The sequence below is a fragment of the Holdemania filiformis genome, assembly GCF_003459085.1.
Taxonomy (GTDB): Bacteria; Bacillota_I; Bacilli_A; order Erysipelotrichales; family Erysipelotrichaceae; genus Holdemania; species Holdemania filiformis.
On record NZ_QRUP01000001.1, the window covers coordinates 62,571 to 81,164 of the forward strand.

Below are 18,594 nucleotides of genomic sequence, written 5' to 3' on the forward strand. Positions count from 1 at the left end.
GGAAAGTGAACGTCAAAATCTTTAAGCCTTCACCTAATCTTCATGTTTCAGTCAATATGGAGTCACATCCCCGGGCTAGAATAAGAATCGTAAAAAGAAAGAGGTGTGATGATGATGAATGAAAATCATGAAAATCGAATCCCAGAAGAAAATCACTGTGAAAATGAAGCCGGCATGACCGCTGCCTCACAGGAACATACAAGCGAGAATGCCCAGGCGGAAGCCAAAGAACAACCCCGCTACGAACATATCCATGTCCAGCCTGAACCCGATCCCGTGCTGAAAGAATTAGCGAAGCAGCGCAAATCAATGAAACGGACGATGGTCGCCGGTTTCCTCTGCTGCGGCCTGTTAGCCGGAGGCATCGGCTTTGGCGGCGGACTGCTGGCCAATCAGATGAACGGTTCTTCCACAACGCTGTACCGCTCCACCGCCGGCAAGGTGGAAGTCCAGCCGGTTTCGGCCGGCAGCGAGATGAGCGTCGAGCAGGTCGCCGCTCTGAATCAGCCGAGCGTCGTAGAAATTAAGACGGAGAAAGTCACCAACAGCAGTTTCTTGCAGCAGTACGTGCAGACCGGCGCCGGCAGCGGCGTGATCATCTCCGAAGACGGCTATCTGATCACCAATAACCATGTGATCAACGGGGCTTCAACGATCCAGGTCCGCACCAGCGACGGTACAACCTACGACGCGGTGCTGGTCGGCACTGACAGCAAGACCGACGTGGCGGTGCTGAAGATCAATGCCAGCGGACTGAGGCCGGTCACCTTCGGTGATTCAGACAACCTGAACGTCGGCGAAACCGCCGTTGCGATCGGCAATCCGTTAGGCGAGCTGGGCGGGACCGTGACCAACGGCATCATCAGCGCCAAGGATCGCTCGATCACGCTCGATAATCAGCAGATGACGCTGCTTCAGACCAACGCGGCGATTAATCCGGGCAACTCCGGCGGCGGTTTGTTCAACTCCCGCGGCGAACTGATCGGCATGGTCGTCGCCAAATCCAGCGGCAGCGACGTAGAAGGCTTAGGCTTCGCGATTCCATCGAATCTTGTCAGCAAGATCGCACAGGAGCTGATCGCCAACGGTTATGTCACCGGCCGGCCGGCGCTGGGCGTTACCGTTCTGAGCATTGAAAACGCTCAGACTGCGATGCAGTACGGCGTCAGCAGCTTAGGCGTTTACATCACAGACGTAGAAAGCGGCAGCGCGGCGGGCAAAGCCGGACTGCAGGCAGGCGACCGGATCATTTCAATCAATAACCTGGTCGTCGAATCCTTTGCGGATCTCAGCGCGGCGTTAGACAATTACGCGGTCGGCGATACCGTGGAAATCATGGTCAGCCGCGGCGGATCCACAGTTACCGTTTCTCTGACCCTGCAGGAAAAGAAGAATACCACAGTTCCGCAGAATGAAAATGGCGAAACTCAGACCAATCCGGAAGTTCCGTTAAATTAAACGCTGAATTTCTTGAAACCGAATCGTAAACCTTCCGTCAACCGCGGAAGGTTTTTTTCATTTTCATGGTAATTCAAGAATGACCGGTTTCCCCTTCCCGTCTGGCTTTAAGAAAGATGGAGCGACCCTTCTGCTTAAATTGTTTTATTAGTTCAGGAATCAAGGTTATCCCGGCAAGGCTATGCAGTGGCAGTCAAACCTGGCATGTTTATTACTCACATTCTAAGCTGGATCCAAACTGGAAAATTTAGTTCAATTTATCCCCAAATGTAACTGTTTTCAGACAAAAACTCACTTTTTGGAAAAAAAATGAACTTTTTTTATTTTTCAGCAAGGCTTTTTGAAAAAAAACGCAATATTAAAGTTAGAAAGCGAGGACAAACAATGACACAGCCAACACTCAACGAGTACTTTACCCTTACCAACGATTTACTTTTCAAGTTAATCGTCTCCAGCATACCCCATTCCAAGAATAAAGACGTCGGATCCACAATGGTTTTTTCCATTGATTCTGAAACCATGAATTCCGCAGATTCCATTGGCGTCGGCCTCCAAGTCGGCGATTTCATGACCCTGGGCGTTCAAACGGTCACCGCTTGGCGGTCGGCGCATATCCGGACAAAGGATCTGGCCAGCGAGCTGCTCGGCGCGCAATCCCCCGGCATCAAAGAAATCGAGGATGCGCAGCCGGTCGTCGCCGTCTCCTTTGTCCAGAATCCCGGATCACGGCAAACATGGAAAACACCGCGGACTCTGCACTTATCGGATTTCGGATTGTTTACGCCGTTTGAAGACAAGCTCACGATGGTTGTCATACCGCTGCCTTCGGAGGACGAAAGCTTCACCCCGCCGCTCTGTCAGGAAGATCAATGGCGCTGGTTTATTAAAGAAGCCCGCCCGCATACCCAGTCGCCGATCATCAAAGCGCTATTCAAGATGGATCCGATCTTTGAGGTCATGCAGCGGAATCTGGACAGGCTCAGCGATCAGAAACAAATCTGCGAGGTGATGAAAAGACGTTACCTGCGGATGCAGGAAGTCATTCAAGAGGAAGAAAAAGCCGCAATAAGAGCCTGATTTTATGATGAAAAGTTCACCTGAACAGGAAAGCGAGGGATTATCCCGATGAATCAACCTTCACTCAACGAGTATTTCACCTTGACCAACGATCTTCTTTTTAAAATTCTTTTCAACGGCTACTCCGGTGAAAGGGATCCGCTGACAGGCAAGATCTCCCGGATTTTCGTAAGTCCGGAAACGATCGAAGCTGAAAAATCCATTAGCCTGGCGATGATTGCCAACGATTCCTGCTTGATCGGAATGCAGATCGTCAGTGCCTATCACTCAGTCAAAATCAGGATCAAGGCGCTGACCCTGGACCTTCTAAAATTGCAGGCGAGAGAAAGACCGGGGCAGCCGCTTCACAATTGCAAGGTCATCACCTTTGTGCAGGCTCCCCTGCCAAAATCAGAGCTGCAAGCTTTACGATCGCTCCGTTGGTCGGATCTTGAGCCTGACACCCTGCTCGACGATCTGATTGAATTAGAAACGATACCCTTGCCGAGTCAGGAAAGCTTCCAGCTGCCGATGTCCGTTAAGGATCAATACCGCTGGTTTTGGAAAGAAGCACGGCCTCATTTTCAGACTCCGGCGGTCCGCCAGCTGCTTCAGATCAATCCCAACCTTCAGCGGATGCAGCTGATTCTGGATTATCTCAGCGATCAGCCGGTTGTCCGCGAGCTTGTGAAGAAGCGTTATCTGCGGATGCAGGAAATTATCCTGGCCGATGAAAAAGCCGCGATGCGGGCTTAATCTCCCATCGCGGCCAACAATCAGATTTAAAGCAGACTGTCCTCTTTCTTTGAGCGGCAGTTTGCTTTTTTTGTTCAGGACAGCCCCTGCCCCTGGATCAGCGTGAAGTACAAAATGACTAAGATCACAGCCGGTGCGATATAACGCACGGTAAAGCTCCAATATTTCTTTAGCTTAAACGGCTTCTGCGCCTCTCCGCTGATTTCCTTCGCCGCTTTCTGCGAACCCCAGATCCAGCCGACAAACACACAGAACAACAACGCGCCTAACGGGATCATCAGGTTATCGGTGAACTTTTCCATGACCGCGTTCATCGGCAGCCATTGCAGCCCGTGCTTCCAATCCAGCCATGGCAAATTCAGCGAACGTTCCGCGCTCTGCGACAGCGAATACCCGATGCTCAACAAACTCATCGGCGCCGCCAGAAGCAGCGTCGACTTCAGCCGGCTCCAATGCAGCTCTTCGTTCAGGAAAGCTGTGCAGCTTTCCAGGATACTGATCGCGCTGGTCAGCGCCGCCAGAAACAGAAGCAGAAAGAACGCCAGACCGAACAATCCGCCGCCCGGCATCATCGCAAAGACCTCCGGCAGCGCCATAAACGCAAAACCGCCGCCCATGCCCAGCCCTTCGGCGCCCATCGTGACAAACACGACCGGAACGATCGCCAACGCCGCCAGAACCGCAACCAGCGTATCGAGAATGCAGATCATCACCGCACTGCGCAGCAGATTTTCTTTCTTCGGCACATACGATCCATACGTCACCATGATGCCCATCCCGACTGACAACGAGAAAAAAGCCTGCCCCAGGGCCGCGACCAGCGTATCGCCGTTGATGGCTTCCGGCCGGATCTCAAACAGATATTTGACGCCTTCCCAGGCCCCCGGCAGCGTGACTGCCCGGAACACGATCGCAATCAGAAGCAAAAACAAACATGGCATCAGAAACTTACTGAATTTTTCAATGCCGCTGGATACTCCGCGTACCACGACGAAGATGCACAAACCAAAAAACAACGCGCCCCAGATCAAAGGCTCGACCGGCGCACTGATAAACTGCACGAAGAAATCCTGAAACGGCGCGGCTGTCGCCGGGAAATGCGCGCCTGTTAAGTAAACGAAGACATACTTCGTCACCCAGCCCCCGACAATACAGTAATACGATAAAATCACGAATAACGTGACGACCCCCAAACCGCCGCAGAAGGCCCAGCGCCGGTTCAGGCTGTGAAACGCGCCGACGACGTTCTTCTGCGTTGCCCGGCCGATGGATAATTCCGCTAACATCACCGGCAAACCGATCAGCGCGACGATCAGCACATACAAAAGCAAGAACGCCCCGCCGCCATAGGCTGCGATCTTGCCTGGAAACTTCCAGATATTGCCCAAGCCGACGGCGCTGCCCGCCGCGGCCAGAATAAAGCCCAGATTACTGGCCCATTGTCCTCGTTTTGAATTCATTTCCTGTTCCCCTTTTTTAAACCTTGTTTTTCATTATATCAAAACCCGGCTTAAATTTGAATGAAAACTTTTCTTTTCTACGCATTTCTTTCCTTGTTCTGTTTCATCTTTTCACAGTTTCAGCGTTCATCCTTTTCAGCCTCTTTTCCTTCCCTGAATTTAACCGTTTGACCCGCAAAACCGACCGTCTGTCGGAAAGCGGGTGAATCCCGCCGGGATTTCCGCTATACTAGGATCAGATCAAGAAAACAGCCAAAGGAAGTGATGAACATGAAGGTTGAGATTCAAATCGACGAGAACTGCGGCGAACCCCGGCTCATCGTCGTCACCCGTCAGGTTACTGACGAAATCCAAACACTGATTCAATCCTTATCCAATACGCCCGCCGCGTATCTTGCGGGGTTTCAGGAGGATGAACTCGTCCTGCTTCAGCCCCGGGAAATCATCCGCATCTATGCCCAGGAAAAGAAAACGATTGCGGAAGCCGAGAAAGGCCGGTTTATCGTCCGGCTGAGTCTGCAGGAAGTCCAGGCCCGGTTAAGCCCCGGGGATTTCGTCCGGATTTCCCATTCGGAAATTATCAATCTGAGCAAGGTGAACCATTTTGACTTAAGCTTTTCCGGGACAATCTGCGTAACCCTGACCAACGGCGCGCAGACTTACGTTTCCCGGCGCTATGTTTCAAAAATCAAACAAACATGTGGAATATGAGGTGAAATCATGAAAAAGAAAATGATCCTGACCGGTCTGTTCGGAGCGCTTGCCGGCGTGGCCCTTTCTACGCTGATCACGCTGGCGATCTCGCTGATGCACAACAACGGGCACTATTACGCGGTGGTCCCGGAGCTGATCGCCTTCTGCGGCTCGGAGGTCAGCGCGATGTTCCTGCAGACGCTCTGTTCGATGCTTTACGGCGCGATCTGGGCGACTGCCAGTCAGATCTGGTCCATCGAAAGTTGGAGCTTACTCAAGCAAACACTCGTTCATTTGATCGTCTGTTCTTCCGGAACGCTGCCGATCGCCTACTTCATGTGGTGGATGCCGCACACGCTGATCGGTTTCGGTTGTTATTTCGGCCTGTTCTTCGCAATTTACGCCGCGATCTGGCTGATTGAGTACAGTCTGATGAAGCGCCGGGTAAACCTGCTGAACCGGCAGCTGAAAGCGCACAATCAAGCCTGAATCCAAGCTGTGAAATCGGATGCGAACAAACGGAAACACTGCAAAAACAAGAAAAAACTGGCCTGTGCAACGTTGGTAATAAAACCTTGCACGGCCAGTTTTTTATGTTCCAAGCCTGGAAGCCTCCATTGGATTTTCTTTCTTGTTGCTTCGGGTTTCTCAAGCTTGGCTTAAGCAACGCTGGTTTTCAGAAAATCCGGGTTGACCGTCAGGACGTCGCCTTTTTGATAAGCGCAGCGGCCTTCGACAAAGGTTTTCATCAGTTGAAAATCAGCGTCGACAACGATCAGATCCGCGTCTTTGCCTGCGGCAATCGAACCCTTATGCGGCAGGCTGAACAAGTCCGCCGGGTTTTCCGAGGTCATCTTAACGATCTCTGTGATCGGTTTAAGCAGTATTTCCGCCAGATTCCGGACACCGTAAAGCATGTTTTTGGAGCTGCCCGCAATCGTTCCGTCTTCCAGCAGCACCAGCCCCGCTTCGCTGATCGTCCGTTTATGTCCGCGGATCGTATAAACGCCCGCCGGCAGTCCGCTCATCGGCCCGGAATCGGAAATCATGATAAAGCGCGACATCGGTTTGATCCGGAACATGATTTCCAGCATCGGCTGACTGATATGAAACAGATCGCAGATGACTTCGCTGAAGATTTGATCGGAAAGCAGCGCCGCGCCATACGCGCCGGGTTCGCGCCGGTCCATCTGCCGCATCGCGTTGCCGGTATGGGTTGAACACGCCAGCCCCTGTTCGATCGCCCGGTTATATTCCGCAAACGTCGCGACAGTATGCCCGCCGCTGAGCAAAACGTTCTGACTGCGGCAGAAACGGATCAGTTCGCCCTGCGGATCCAGCTCCGGCGCCATCGTCATAGTTTGGATCTGGCCCTGGCTGGCTTCAATATAGGCCCGCATTTTCTCAACGGAGGGCTCAAGCAGCTCCTCCGGCTGAAACGCGCCGCGCCGGTTTGGATTGAGGAACGGTCCTTCCATGTGAATGCCGAGCATCCGCGCTTCCCCGTTTAAGCCCTGCTTTTGTTCGCCGATCGCCTGCGCGATCGCCGCCAGATTTTCCATTTCCGTCTCATTGTGATCGCCCGCCGTCACCAGATAGCTCGTCACGCCAACCGCCGCCATCTGTTTGGACAGCGCGTGAAAATCTTCTGGTTTCGTCGACAAGGCCGAATAGCCATAATAACCATGCGTATGAATGTCGATCAATCCCGGCAGCAGCTTGTAGCCGCGCCAGTCCTCATCCCACGCTTCCTCCTTTAACTCAGCCGCCGGCACAATCTGAGCGATCTTTCCATCCTCCACGATGACCAGTCCGTCGATCACGCCTGCCGGGGTTACGATTTCATTGCAGCGTATTTTCATGAATTTCTTTCTCCTTTTCGTTTAGTCCAGCTTCTGACAGAACTGTGAAAAATGCTCATTAGTCAAAATCGGATCCGCGGACGTATAGACCTGCCTCCCCTCGACCCACGTTTCCTGAACCTCGTAGCGGTCGTTGATTATGAAAAAATCCGCGTCTTTCCCCGGAGCGATCGAACCCTTCTGCGCTTCGATCCCCAACAGCCGGGCTGGATTCAGCGACGCCATCCGGCTGACCCGCTGCGGTGCCAACCCCAGTTTTTCGATCAGGTTTTCCATTCCGTAGAGAACATATTTCGAGCTGCCGGAAATCGTGCCGTCATCCAGCAGAATCCGTCCGTCGGAATGTACGTGGACGCGCTTGCCATAAGCGAAATAGGTGCCCGGTTCCACCCCGGAGAGCGTATCGGAGTCGGAAATCATGATGAATTTGTCAAAATTATGCTTTACCCGGAACATGATTTCCAGCATCCGCGGCGCAAGATGATAGAAATCGCAGATGATTTCGCAGACGACCTCCGGATCCAGCAGCGCCGCGCCCAAAGCGCCGATATCACGCCGGTCGATCTGGCGCATTGCGTTGCCGGTATGGATCGATACCTGGATGCCGTTCCGGACCGCCTGACGCATTTGTTCGTCATCCGCCAGGGTATGACCGGCCCCCGCGACAATCCCGTGTTCCCGCAGCCAGTGAATCGTTTCCACCGCGCCCGGCATTTCCGGAGCCAGCGTCATATACTTGATCTTTCCCCGGGCCGCCTGCCAATACGCCTCGCACTTTTCCACGCTTGGCAAAATGACTTCTTCCCGCGGCGTCGCGTTGTGCTTGTCGGGATTGAAAAACGGCCCTTCCATGTGAATGCCTAAAATCCGCGCCCCGGTCACGCCTTCGTCCAATGCCTCTGCGATCGCGCTGAGCATCTCCATTTCATGCGCCTTCCAGCCCGAGGTCGTTGCCAGCGTCGCCGTCACTCCGATCGAAGGCAGAATTTTCGATAAACCCTGAATTTCCGCTTTGTCGATCGTTTTGGCTGACCAGCTGCGATAGCCGTGGCTGTGCAGATCGATGATGCCCGCGAAGATCCGCTGATCCGCAAAGTCCCGGGCCGCCGCGATCTGCGCCGGATTTGGATTTTCGATCAGACCCGCAAACTTCCCGTCCGCGACCTGCAGCACCCCTTCCACCATACCCTGTTCCGTCAGGATCCGGCGGCTGTAAAATGAAACTGTTTCGTTATCCAATGTCGTCAACTCCTTTCCCAGTTGAAGAAGCGGCCCTGTTGAAACAAGCCGCTTCGGGTTAACCCTATTATAACAGACCGATCAGCGTTCCGATCAAACCGAACGCAAAGATTGCCAGAATCACCGTATTGACCTTGACGCCCTTGCGGATCGCACCGAAGGCTCCCAGCGTCAATAAGAGCGGCAAAATCTTCGGCATGATCTGATCGAAGACCTCCTGCAGCACCAGCGTTGTTTCACCGATCTGCGCCGTAAAGCCAACGTTGAACGTCACCATTGTCGCGATCATCGCGCCGACCGTCGTCAAGCCGATCACCGTCGCCAGCTTGGTCATGTGCTGAATCAGCCCGTTTTCATACGAAGTCTGAATAAACTTCGAGCCCAGCTGATAGCCCCAGATCGTGCAGTAATACCGGATGATCAGATGCGGCACGTTGAACAGAAGCAAGAACAGGATCGGGCCGAGAATGCTGCCCTGCTGCGCCAGCGAAATCCCGACGCCCGCCGCAATGACGCGGAAAGTTCCCCAGAAAAACGAGTCCCCGATGCCCGAAAGCGGCCCCATCAGGGAAACCTTGACCGCATTGATCGTCGAAGGATCCATGTCCTTTTTCTCGGCATATTCTTTTTCCATCGACGCCGCCATGCCTAACGAGAACGTGCAGATGTTCGGTGTGATGTTGAAGAACGCGGTATGCCGTTTCAGCGCTTCGACTTGTTCCTGCGGCGTTTTGCAATAGAGCTTGATCGCCGGGAACATCGCCCAGGCAAAGCCCAGCGCCTGCATCTTTTCATAGTTGAACGAGCCTTCCAAAGCGAAGGAGCGCCAGAACAGCTGGTTGATCAGTTTTTTCTCATCGGATTTCATCACGTTACTCATTGAAGAACGCCTCCTCTTCACTTTGGGCATCCGGCTGCGCCGCCATCCGCGGAGTGCGGGATGCGCTGATATCCTGAACGATCATGACGATTCCGATCGTCGCCGCGATGCCGGCAATCGCGATAATCGGCAGATTCAGATAGACTGATAAAATGAAGCCGAAGAACAGGAAGACGCACAGCCGGTTATCCCAAAGCATGTTCATCAATAACGCGAAGCCGACAGCCGGCAACATCTGGCTGGCCGCGCCCAGGCCGGTGATGATGATCGCCGGGATTTTCTCGACCAGCGCCTGCATCGCTCCGGCTCCAAACTGCAGCGAAACAAACGCGATCAGACCGTACAGCGCGGCATACAGCGCGCAGTGCCCGAAATGAAAACGCGTGATCTTCCCGAAATCGCCCGCTTCAGCGAATTCCTCGACCTTGTGCATCGTCGTCGCACGGAAGAAATAAACGAGATATTTGACCATCTGCTGAAGAATTCCGATCGGAACCGCCAGCGCCAGCGCGATCTCCACGCCCTGGTGCATGCTCATGGCGAAGGCCGTGCCCAGCACCGACCCCATGTTGGAATCCGACGGTGTTGCGCCGCCGATCGACACCACGCCTAAGAAGATCAGTTCCAGCGCTGCGCCCATGATTAACCCTTGTTGTAAATCGCCGAGGATCGCGCCGACCAGCGGAGCCAGAACAATCGGCCGGTTAACCATGACGTTGCCGCCGATATCCCCCGCCGCCTGACCGGCTGCCGCCACCAGGGCGATCAGAAGTGCTTGAACCAGTGTCATAAACAGTCCTCCCTATTTCCGGACGTTTTTCAACGCCTCTTTGACCTGAACCTTGTTGCTTGTCGGGATCATCTGAATTTCAAACGGCAGACCCGCCGCCAGAATTTCTTCGATCGCCGCGATGTCCGCGTTGTCGACATAGACTTCCTTGGTCATCATCATCCGGTCCCCTTTGTCGATCCGGCCGCTGTTGCCGATGTTGACCCGTTCGATGACCGACTTGTCTTCAATCTTTTGCAGCAAACGCGCCGCATCGACCGGATTTTTCATCACGACCAGAATGTTCATGCCCGCCGCACGGGGATCGTTGATCAGCTTGGCCGCCTCGTCGATCGTCTTGATCAGCAGCTTCAGATGCTCCGGCACCGCCAGCTTCATCGCCAGGCTTTGAATTGGATCCGTCACCAGCTCGTCATTGGCCACGATGATGCCTTTAATGTTCAGCTGTTTCGTCCACATGAACACCACCTGTCCATGCAGCAGCCGATCGTCAATCCGCAGCATTTTAATCATTGTCACGCCTCCTTTCTTTATTATCCTCCGGATCGCTCCGGTGAATTCCCTTGTTGTTTCCCGGTTGTTTCCGCCGCGTCAGAACAGTTCGTCTTCCGTTTGCGGACAAGCCAGGACGGCATTGCCGTAGATCATCCCCTGCCGGGCTTCCGCCAGCGCCGCAGGAATCGCCCGGGCCAGCGGTTCAGGGCTCAGACACAGCTGCAGCACCAGATTCAGATTCATCCCCGCGACGATGTGCACGCGCGGATCCTGCGCCAGGGCAAGCAAGGCGTTGTTGACGCTGCCGCCCCACAGATCGGTCAGAATCAGAAATTCGTCGGCGGTCCCTGCCGCCAGCCGTTCTTCGATCTGACGCTTTAAACAATCGGGATGACTGCCGGGCAATAAGGCCAGCGTGCTCAGATGCGGATCATCGCCGATGATCATCCGCGCGGTATCCGCCATGCCCGCCGCCAGCGCGCCGTGCGAAGCCAGAATGATTTCTCTCATCATTTTTCCTCCTGAAAATTAAACCCCTGAAGGGTCCTGTCGGTCGTTTTCGATATAGTCGTAGAGATAGGAAATCTCGTCGATCGGAACGGTGACGTTGTAATTCTTAAGCAGCGGCGCGAAGCTGGCGTTGACCTGTTCGATGAAATCGCGGTGAGCCTGGACAAAAAACGGCGTCAGATCTGCCAGCGATTCGATTGCCGTGCGGGTCACTAACCGTTCGATCAGAAAGCTGACGTGAATATAGATGCCGACTAGCGTCCGGCTTTGAAAGCGCCGGTTCATCTGCCGCTGCAGCGCGCTGACCGCTTCGTATACACAGTCCAACAAGCGCGCGGGATTGAGGATCGTCAAATTTTCCATCAAGCTCTGCAGCGAGAAATTCTTTAACAGCTGCTGCTGAAACAATTCCAGCTCCGCCGCGTCCAGCTCACCTTCCAAGGCCTGATTGAGCGGCTCCATTGAGCGGAAGCTGACGATATCCTCCAGCGCCATCGTATTGACGTTTTCCGGATGAAAACCTAACGGCCCGATCAGAATCAAAACCTCGTAGCGGTCGAATAAGACCTGCCGTTCTTGCGGCGACTGCAGCGTCGCGTAATCGGCTTCAATAAACCGGATATTTAATGGACGGGGCAGCGACCGGGCGAACAGCTCCGCCAGCTTGCCACTGATCTTCACCGAAATATCGCTGGTAAAGAGAATCGCCCGTTCTTTTTGCTTGCGCGCCAGAATCCGGTACCGGCATTGATAACTCTCGCATGCTGATTTCAAAATCATTTCCAGCGGTTCGCACCGGCTTAAGCGCATACCGATATCCAGCGCGAGTCCGGTTGAGATGTTGTTGATCACGCCGACTTCCATCGGACAGTCGAGATGCTCGGCAATTCCTTCCAGTGATCCCATATCGACCAACAGGATCATCGAGCGGAGGTAAGAATGGAATCGGATAAACTCGTTCAGTTTTTTCTCGATCTCGCCGACCTCCGTATCTAACGGCATATCCAGCGCGTCGAAAATTCGTTTTCCCAGCAGCTGATTCGCCGCGTCCGCGATGCTGGACGCCGTCGAATAGCCGTGGCTGATAATGATGCCGCAGTTTTGCCGGCGTATCGGCTCCTGGTTATAAAAGCGGATGTTGAGCGTCAGAAAGATCGTGTTTAACGGCTGGGAACGCAATTCAAGCGAACCGCATATTTTCTCAGTCAGCGACTCCGCTAACGCCGTTGCCTCCGGAAGCTGCTGACGCAAGGTGTTCAGGCAGCCCTGGATCGCTTCCTGCCGCTGACTTTCCCAGACAGCCAGACTGGAATGGATTCGCGCCAGCGCACACGTCATCCGGGCCAGCACAAAGCTGCAGTTCGGCGGCAGCGTCAGCCGCTGATCCAGATCCAGCGTATCCAGTTCACGGCGGATCTGAGCTTCAATGACGACCAGCCGGCTGTCCTCCTCCTTTGTTGAAAAGATAATCGTGTCGTAATATTCCCGCATCCGCGTCAGTCCCTGCTCCAGAAACTGCGCGAAGACGCGGTGTTCGTTATAATAGTGCCGGTGGCTTTCCAGCAGATGATCGAACAGCTTTAAAATCTGATCGCTGCCATCCTGGCGGCGGAATTGTTCGACCGGCAATGGCGTTGATTCCGACGGCTTGCGGACTTGGCTTAACGGTAAGCGGCCCAGCAGCTCCGGCGGCAGATCCATCGCTTTTAACACGATGACCGGCTCTTGCGGATGTTGGGAATAGGCGGCCGCGCACATTGTTTTTAAACCATTATTCAGCTCCGCTAAATTCAGTCCCGGCAGATCGGCGCACAGCGCTCCAAACAGCCGCGCGGACATTTTAATCTCCCGGTTCAGCTTGCGTTGTTCCTTCAAAAGCAGCTGGATCACCAGTTCTTCCCGCTCCTGGACCGGACGGCGGGAAAAGGCGGGAACCTGGCAGTGAACCGGGATGCTGAGCAGCAGCTCAGGCTGCAGCGCCTGCGCAGACCGGCTGGCCAGCGATAGAATAAAGCGGGCGTTATTCTTCAAGACCGGCTGTGTTTGGCGAGCCCGGGTATAGATGCCCGAGCGGATCAATTCAGCCAGCTTCAGCTGGCATTCCGCGCTCAGCTGATCGGCTTCCGTCAGGTACACGACGCCGTCTCCGGCTTTTTCAATCAAGCCTGAGCGCACCGTGCCCTCCTGTTCCTCGCCGAACAGCTCGGCAAGCTGGCGTTCAGGAGTCATTTCCGCACTGACGCTCCAGCGCACAAACCGGGCGGCGGCCGAATTCAGATGTTGATCCGTGAGAAATTCAAACGCCGACTGTGCGAGAAACCGCCGTCCGCTTCCGCGTTCACCTTCCAGAAGCACCGCCAGGCCGCTGGGGTATTGCATCGCCGACTTGAGCTGCGCGATGCAGCCGGCCAAAGAGCCGTCGGCTCCGACTACTTTTTCAAAGTTTTGCGCCTGGTACGGTTTCCGGGAAAGTGCCTGAACCAGATCGGCGACATTGAAATATTCCTCGTCGATCAACGTCACCTGATATTTTGTTTCCAGCTCCTGCCTCGCCAGATAGTAAACCGGACGGGAGCTGATTTTGACGCACGCGTTTTCCTTGCACAGCTCGTTGAGATACTGACTCGCCAAGGTGCGCGACAGATTCAGCTGCGCGGCGATATTCCGGGTCGTCAACCGTTCCAGCTGCGTCAAACCGTAGATCCGGGTCTGGTTTTTCAGCCAGATGAGAATTTCCTCTTTTGTTTTATTCATCCCATTCACCTCGTTCAGATCGGCTGATGGCTTCATTATAGGATATTCACCCAAAAAATCTTTAGATCTGATAAGTTTCAACACTGAGCGAAGAGATCTCCGGAATTCTGACACTATTCGTTTCAGTCATGTCAGTGTCGACACTCTGTTAAATTCCGTTGAAAGGCTTACCTATCTTTTAACCAGGCGCGATCCTGTTTAATGATACGAAATAAACCGGACTTTGTCGTGCTCAACTAGACCAACGGCGCCAAAGAGAAATCGGCGATTGCGAAATTTCCAAGTTAATAGTCAAGCATCCCAGTGAAATCTTGGACCAAGCGCTCTGAAAGTAAAAAAAAGGGAAACTGTTCTTTAGTTTCCCATCGTTCAAATTTCATGATTTACTGACGCAGATACGCGATCGCGCTGACGCCCGGCCCGGTATGCGTGCCGATCACGCTGCCGACGCCGCACACCTGCGAACTGACGATTGCTTTTTCTTCTAAGAAGGCGATCAGGTCGCTGACCGCTTCGCGGTTTCCCGTATAACCAAAGATCGGTTCATATTGAGGATCCGGCATCCCCAGCTTTTCCATCTGCTGCCAAAACAGCTGCAGCGTCGCTTTCTTGCCGCGGGCTTTGCCTAAAACGCTCAGCTTGCCCTCCTCCAAGGTGATCATCGGATGAATCCCTAACAACGAACCCGCGAATCCGGCCGCCTTGGACAACCGGCCGCCTTTCACCAGAAATTCCAGCGTGTCCACAGCGGCCAGAACGATGATGCGCGATTTCAGCTGATCTAACTGCGCCGCGATCTGCCTGGCGGACTGGCCGGCATCACGCAGCCGGATCGCTTCGCGCAGAAGCAGCTGCGTACCGATCGTCGCCGATAAACTGTCAACGATATAAATCGGTTCGTATTCACAATAATCCTTCGCCAGCTGCGCCGATTGACAGGTTCCGCTTAACTGGCTGGACAACGTCAGAACGAGGATTTCCTCGCCCGCCGCTTTCGCTTTCTCGTATTCCGTCAGGAAATCGTTCGGCGAGGGCTGCGAAGTTGTCGGCAGCTGACCGCTACCCGTCAGTTTGGCATAAAATTCTTCGATGTTCAAATCAATGCCGTCGCGGTATTCGTCATGGCCGAACAGCACCTTCAGCGCAACGACGCTTATCTTGAGCTGACGGGCGGCCTCCGGGGTCACATCGGTTGTGGAATCAGTGATAATACGAACTGTCATATCGTGTCTCCTCCTTGAGATAGTTTGAATATCAATATAAAAATCTAACCCATTATAACAGCGCATACTCCCCTTGACAACCCTTTTTCGCAAAATAAAAACGGCATTTCAAACAATTGCTTGAATGAAAGCCGTATCATTTAAAATTCAGTCTCAAACAGCTCGAGGATTTCCTCGCGGCTCATTGCGGCGATCGAACCGTCGGAGCCTTCGATGACCGATTGCGACAGCTGCTGCTTCTGCTGCTGAAGCTTGCTGATCTTTTCCTCAACCGTGCCTTCGACAATCAGCTTGACAACCTGGACGTTGCGCGTCTGGCCGATCCGGTAAGCGCGGTCGGTCGCCTGATTCTCCGCCGACAGATTCCACCATGGATCGTAATGAATGACGATCTCCGCGCCGGTCAGGTTCAATCCCGTACCGCCGGCTTTCAGCGAGATCAGAAAGACCGGCGTCTTATCGCGGTTGAAGCTTTCCATTAAATCAAAACGCTGCTGCTTCGGCGTCGCGCCGGTCAGCAGGTAGGTTCCGATCCCGCGCTTCTCGCATTCCCCCCGCAGTTTGTCCAGAATCGTCGTGAACTGGGAGAAGACCAGGATCTTCTTGCCTGACTCCACCGCGTTTTCAATCAGCTCCATGCAGGCGGTCAGCTTGCTTCGCTCGCCCCCGTAACCGTCAAACACCAGTCCCGGGTCGCAGCAGATCTGCCGCAGCCGCGTCAGCATCGCCAAAATCATGATCTTGGAGCTGCCGGCGTTGGTTTGCTGATCCAAGGTTTGCGTCAACTGCGTCTGGATCTGCTGCAGCGACGCCTGATAGAGCTTCTTTTCCGCCTCGCTGAATTCGATCTGCAGCACGCTTTCCGTCTTTTCCGGCAGTTCCTTCAAGACGTCCTGTTTCACGCGCCGCAGGATGAACGGCGATACCAGCTTCTTTAATAACGTCAGCCGTTCTTCGTCGTCATACCGCACGATCGGCAGCTCGTAGTTTTCCTTAAACTGTGCATAGCTGAACAAATAGCCCGGCATTAAGAAATCGAAGATCGACCACAGCTCGGCTAATGAATTCTCAATCGGCGTACCGGTCAGGGCAAAGCGGTGGCGGGCCTGGATCTGCTTGACAGCCTGGGCGCTCTTGGTCCGCTGATTCTTGATCGCCTGCGCCTCATCAAGCACCAGATACTGAAAAGCCAGCGGCTGGTACAACGCCTCGTCGCGCTTGACGTAGTCATAAGACGTGATGAGAACGTCAAAGTCGTCCACCGCAGTCAGCGTATCCTGTCGTTCTTTCAGCGTGCCGTGGACGCAGCCGCATTTCAGCTGCGGTGCGAAGCGGCGGATTTCCGCCTGCCAGTTGAGGATCAGCGAAGCCGGAGTGACCACCAGACTGCAGCCGCCCTCCCCCTGCAGCCGCGCATCCTCCAGCACGGCGATCATCTGCAGCGTCTTGCCGATGCCCATATCATCGGCCAGAATCCCGCCGAAGCCGTAGTGAGCGATCGTTTTCAGCCAGCGGAAGCCTTCCTTTTGATAGGTGCGCAGGATCTTGCGCATTGACGGCGGCACGTCGAATTTACTTTCCTCAATATTTTTAAAGTCGCGGATCATCGTTTTGAACTCCTGATCCCGCTCGACCTTGATCTCCGGCGTACTCATCAGCCGTTCGTTCAGCGCCAGCGCCCGGTAGTTTTCCAGCGTCACCGGCCCGGCGCCCAGCTGCTTCGGGTCAACCTGCAGCGCGTCCAGCATCGCCAGCACTTCTTCGGTTTCACCCTCGCCGATCGCAAAGTAATCGCCGTTTTTTAAGCGCACATATTTTTTCTTCTGCTGATAGCCGCGGAAAATTTCTTCCAGCTCCTGCGGCGTCAGCTGCGGACTGTCAAGCTGCAGCTCCAGCAGGCCCAAGGTCAACCGCACACCGACGGAGAACGAAGCCCGCGAACGGATCTGAACATTTTTCAGCGATTCGCAGATATAGACCTCCGCCAGATCCATCAGCTTGCCTACCCCTTCCGCCAGGAAGCTGAATTCCTTGGTTTCGTTTTTCTCAATCCAGGCGATCTGGGTCAGCGTGTCAATCCGCGTCACATACTGCCGGATGATCGCGCGCACTTTCTGTTCCTTGCGCAGATTGCGGTTATCGCGGTTGGTCAGCGTATCGAAGCCGATGTATTCGTTGGCGCCGTAACAGAAGCGGATCGTGATCATGATCGTGTGCGGCGTCGGCTCGTCGATATACACCCGTGTGACCAGCGGATCCAGACGGACCGGCAGCTCATCCATGCCCAGCACCGGAATCAGCTCGCTGACCGGCTGCAGGACGTTGTAATAGAAATTCTTGATCTGTTCGTGACTGACGAGCAGCTTGCTGCCCTTCTGCAGCCGTTTCAATAAGGGTCCGCACAGGATCCGGTACCGCGGAAGCAGCCGGATCAGCGTGCCGCCGACATAAACATAATCGGCCTCATTGCTGGCCAGGTAGCGGTATTCGTGCGGCGTGACCGTAAGCTGGTAGTCCTGTCCCTGCCCTTCGACTTGAAGCGTAAACTGCGGATTTTCCTCGATCATCACCATTGGCCGGCCATCCGCCATCATCACCGGATGATTCAGAAACAGCTCGTAAAAATCATCGACACTGCCGCCGGTCAGCTTGACATAGCGCGCCCCCGTATCAAAATTGGTCTGGGTCGGATAGTTGCGGCGGATAAAGCGCAGGATTTTCTGCGAAACTTCATCGAACGACTCCGGAACATGCAGAAACTGCAGTTCCTTGCCATAGCTGACAATCGCCGCCTCGTTCATCCGCGTCATAAATTCGCCTAGATTTTTCAAAATGTATTTTTTCTTGCGGCCGATCCGGAAACTGACCAGCAGCTCGGAATTGGAGAACATGACCTCCGGCTGCAATGCAACCGGATCGTTCTGCAGCATCACCGGATCGTCCAGCACCGCGGAATTGACATACGCCTCAATCAGCTGGTCGCTTTGCGAAAACATCTGCCGGCGGCGCATCTGCTGGATATAGTCGGCGGCGTTCTCCCGGTAATAAAAAGGAAAATGGTCAATCGTCCGTTCTTTCAAAAACATCAAAACCGCGCCGATGTGGGCGCAGGCTTTTTCATCGTGGACACAGTACGGACATTCGCAGGAAAAATGAAGCAGCTCGCCGGTCACGGAATGCAGCGACAGCTTAACATGCTGCAGATACGGATAAACGACCGCTTCGATCTCGATCAGCTGCAGCGTTTTATATTCGACGGCCGACAGCGACTGGATGATCGAGCGTTCCTGATGATAACGCCGCGCCAGATTCCACGTCCGCTCATCAAAATAGGTACTCAGATTCGTTTCGTCCAGAATCATTGGCACCGATTCCTCCTTTCCGATTGTTCCATCAGAAAAAGCCCCGCGACGGGCTT

At 54.1% G+C, this 18,594-nt stretch carries 15 protein-coding genes; 5 read left to right on the forward strand and 10 right to left on the reverse strand.

From position 1 onward, the window contains the following. Nucleotides 1–111 precede the first annotated feature (111 nt). From DWY25_RS00285 to DWY25_RS00295, 3 genes are all read left to right on the forward strand, one after another. Nucleotides 112–1,458 (forward strand): S1C family serine protease, encoded by a 1,347-nt coding sequence (locus DWY25_RS00285; RefSeq protein ID WP_244925893.1) that lies wholly within the window; start codon nt 112–114, stop codon nt 1,456–1,458. A gap of 384 nt (nt 1,459–1,842) precedes the next feature. Next, nucleotides 1,843–2,535, forward strand: coding sequence for a hypothetical protein (locus DWY25_RS00290; RefSeq protein WP_147336640.1), 693 nt, complete (start codon nt 1,843–1,845; stop codon nt 2,533–2,535). A gap of 48 nt (nt 2,536–2,583) precedes the next feature. Next, nucleotides 2,584–3,270, forward strand: a complete 687-nt coding sequence (locus DWY25_RS00295; RefSeq protein WP_117892233.1) for a hypothetical protein — start codon at nt 2,584–2,586, stop codon at nt 3,268–3,270. Nucleotides 3,271–3,344: 74 nt separating this feature from the next. Here the strand turns inward: DWY25_RS00295 and DWY25_RS00300 are convergent, their stop codons facing one another. Further along, complete coding sequence (locus DWY25_RS00300) at nt 3,345–4,730, reverse strand: sodium-dependent transporter (RefSeq protein WP_117892235.1); 1,386 nt, start codon at nt 4,728–4,730, stop codon at nt 3,345–3,347. 270 nt (nt 4,731–5,000) lie between these two features. Here DWY25_RS00300 and DWY25_RS00305 point away from each other — a divergent pair, with 270 nt between their 5' ends. Both DWY25_RS00305 and DWY25_RS00310 read left to right on the forward strand, forming a co-directional pair. Further along, nucleotides 5,001–5,441 (forward strand): LytTR family DNA-binding domain-containing protein, encoded by a 441-nt coding sequence (locus DWY25_RS00305; protein WP_117892237.1) that lies wholly within the window; start codon nt 5,001–5,003, stop codon nt 5,439–5,441. A gap of 9 nt (nt 5,442–5,450) precedes the next feature. Next, nucleotides 5,451–5,912, forward strand: a complete 462-nt coding sequence (locus tag DWY25_RS00310) for a DUF3021 domain-containing protein (RefSeq protein WP_117892239.1) — start codon at nt 5,451–5,453, stop codon at nt 5,910–5,912. A 170-nt stretch (nt 5,913–6,082) separates the two neighbouring features. Here the strand turns inward: DWY25_RS00310 and nagA (DWY25_RS00315) are convergent, their stop codons facing one another. The 9 genes from nagA (DWY25_RS00315) to DWY25_RS00355 all read right to left on the reverse strand — a co-directional run bounded on the left by nagA (DWY25_RS00315) (nt 6,083) and on the right by DWY25_RS00355 (nt 18,538). Then, complete coding sequence (gene nagA, locus DWY25_RS00315; protein ID WP_117892241.1) at nt 6,083–7,285, reverse strand: N-acetylglucosamine-6-phosphate deacetylase; 1,203 nt, start codon at nt 7,283–7,285, stop codon at nt 6,083–6,085. Nucleotides 7,286–7,306: 21 nt separating this feature from the next. Beyond that, a complete protein-coding gene (gene nagA / locus DWY25_RS00320; RefSeq protein WP_117892243.1) occupies nt 7,307–8,524 on the reverse strand; it encodes an N-acetylglucosamine-6-phosphate deacetylase in 1,218 nt (405 codons plus the stop codon). A gap of 67 nt (nt 8,525–8,591) precedes the next feature. Continuing rightward, on the reverse strand, nt 8,592–9,404 hold the full coding sequence (locus tag DWY25_RS00325; RefSeq protein ID WP_117892245.1) for a PTS system mannose/fructose/sorbose family transporter subunit IID: 813 nt from the start codon (nt 9,402–9,404) through the stop codon (nt 8,592–8,594). Further along, nucleotides 9,397–10,194 (reverse strand): PTS mannose/fructose/sorbose/N-acetylgalactosamine transporter subunit IIC, encoded by a 798-nt coding sequence (locus tag DWY25_RS00330; protein ID WP_006060324.1) that lies wholly within the window; start codon nt 10,192–10,194, stop codon nt 9,397–9,399. The genes DWY25_RS00325 and DWY25_RS00330 overlap by 8 nt, the downstream gene beginning before the upstream one ends. 12 nt (nt 10,195–10,206) lie before the next feature. After that, nucleotides 10,207–10,707 (reverse strand): PTS sugar transporter subunit IIB, encoded by a 501-nt coding sequence (locus DWY25_RS00335; protein WP_117892247.1) that lies wholly within the window; start codon nt 10,705–10,707, stop codon nt 10,207–10,209. 78 nt (nt 10,708–10,785) lie between these two features. Then, nucleotides 10,786–11,199 carry a PTS sugar transporter subunit IIA gene (locus DWY25_RS00340; protein ID WP_181981621.1) on the reverse strand — a complete coding sequence of 138 codons (414 nt, stop codon included), beginning with the start codon at nt 11,197–11,199 and terminating at the stop codon, nt 10,786–10,788. Between the two features lie 18 nt (nt 11,200–11,217). Beyond that, complete coding sequence (locus DWY25_RS00345) at nt 11,218–13,953, reverse strand: sigma 54-interacting transcriptional regulator (protein ID WP_244925894.1); 2,736 nt, start codon at nt 13,951–13,953, stop codon at nt 11,218–11,220. 383 nt (nt 13,954–14,336) lie between these two features. Beyond that, nucleotides 14,337–15,176, reverse strand: coding sequence for a DegV family protein (locus tag DWY25_RS00350; RefSeq protein ID WP_181981622.1), 840 nt, complete (start codon nt 15,174–15,176; stop codon nt 14,337–14,339). Between the two features lie 140 nt (nt 15,177–15,316). Further along, on the reverse strand, nt 15,317–18,538 hold the full coding sequence (locus tag DWY25_RS00355; protein WP_117892257.1) for a DEAD/DEAH box helicase: 3,222 nt from the start codon (nt 18,536–18,538) through the stop codon (nt 15,317–15,319). Between the last annotated feature and the right edge of the window lie 56 nt (nt 18,539–18,594).

What these genes read in the sequence shown, in the direction of transcription:
- DWY25_RS00285 (WP_244925893.1), top strand. Translation starts at nt 112, where the DNA reads ATGATGAATGAAAATCATGAAAATCGAATCCCAGAAGAAAATCACTGT.
- DWY25_RS00290 (WP_147336640.1), top strand. Translation starts at nt 1,843, where the DNA reads ATGACACAGCCAACACTCAACGAGTACTTTACCCTTACCAACGATTTA.
- DWY25_RS00295 (WP_117892233.1), top strand. Translation starts at nt 2,584, where the DNA reads ATGAATCAACCTTCACTCAACGAGTATTTCACCTTGACCAACGATCTT.
- DWY25_RS00300 (WP_117892235.1), bottom strand. Translation starts at nt 4,730, where the DNA reads ATGAATTCAAAACGAGGACAATGGGCCAGTAATCTGGGCTTTATTCTG.
- DWY25_RS00305 (WP_117892237.1), top strand. Translation starts at nt 5,001, where the DNA reads ATGAAGGTTGAGATTCAAATCGACGAGAACTGCGGCGAACCCCGGCTC.
- DWY25_RS00310 (WP_117892239.1), top strand. Translation starts at nt 5,451, where the DNA reads ATGAAAAAGAAAATGATCCTGACCGGTCTGTTCGGAGCGCTTGCCGGC.
- nagA (WP_117892241.1), bottom strand. Translation starts at nt 7,285, where the DNA reads ATGAAAATACGCTGCAATGAAATCGTAACCCCGGCAGGCGTGATCGAC.
- DWY25_RS00325 (WP_117892245.1), bottom strand. Translation starts at nt 9,404, where the DNA reads ATGAGTAACGTGATGAAATCCGATGAGAAAAAACTGATCAACCAGCTG.
- DWY25_RS00330 (WP_006060324.1), bottom strand. Translation starts at nt 10,194, where the DNA reads ATGACACTGGTTCAAGCACTTCTGATCGCCCTGGTGGCGGCAGCCGGT.
- DWY25_RS00335 (WP_117892247.1), bottom strand. Translation starts at nt 10,707, where the DNA reads ATGATTAAAATGCTGCGGATTGACGATCGGCTGCTGCATGGACAGGTG.
- DWY25_RS00340 (WP_181981621.1), bottom strand. Translation starts at nt 11,199, where the DNA reads ATGAGAGAAATCATTCTGGCTTCGCACGGCGCGCTGGCGGCGGGCATG.
- DWY25_RS00345 (WP_244925894.1), bottom strand. Translation starts at nt 13,953, where the DNA reads ATGAATAAAACAAAAGAGGAAATTCTCATCTGGCTGAAAAACCAGACC.
- DWY25_RS00350 (WP_181981622.1), bottom strand. Translation starts at nt 15,176, where the DNA reads ATGACAGTTCGTATTATCACTGATTCCACAACCGATGTGACCCCGGAG.
- DWY25_RS00355 (WP_117892257.1), bottom strand. Translation starts at nt 18,538, where the DNA reads ATGATTCTGGACGAAACGAATCTGAGTACCTATTTTGATGAGCGGACG.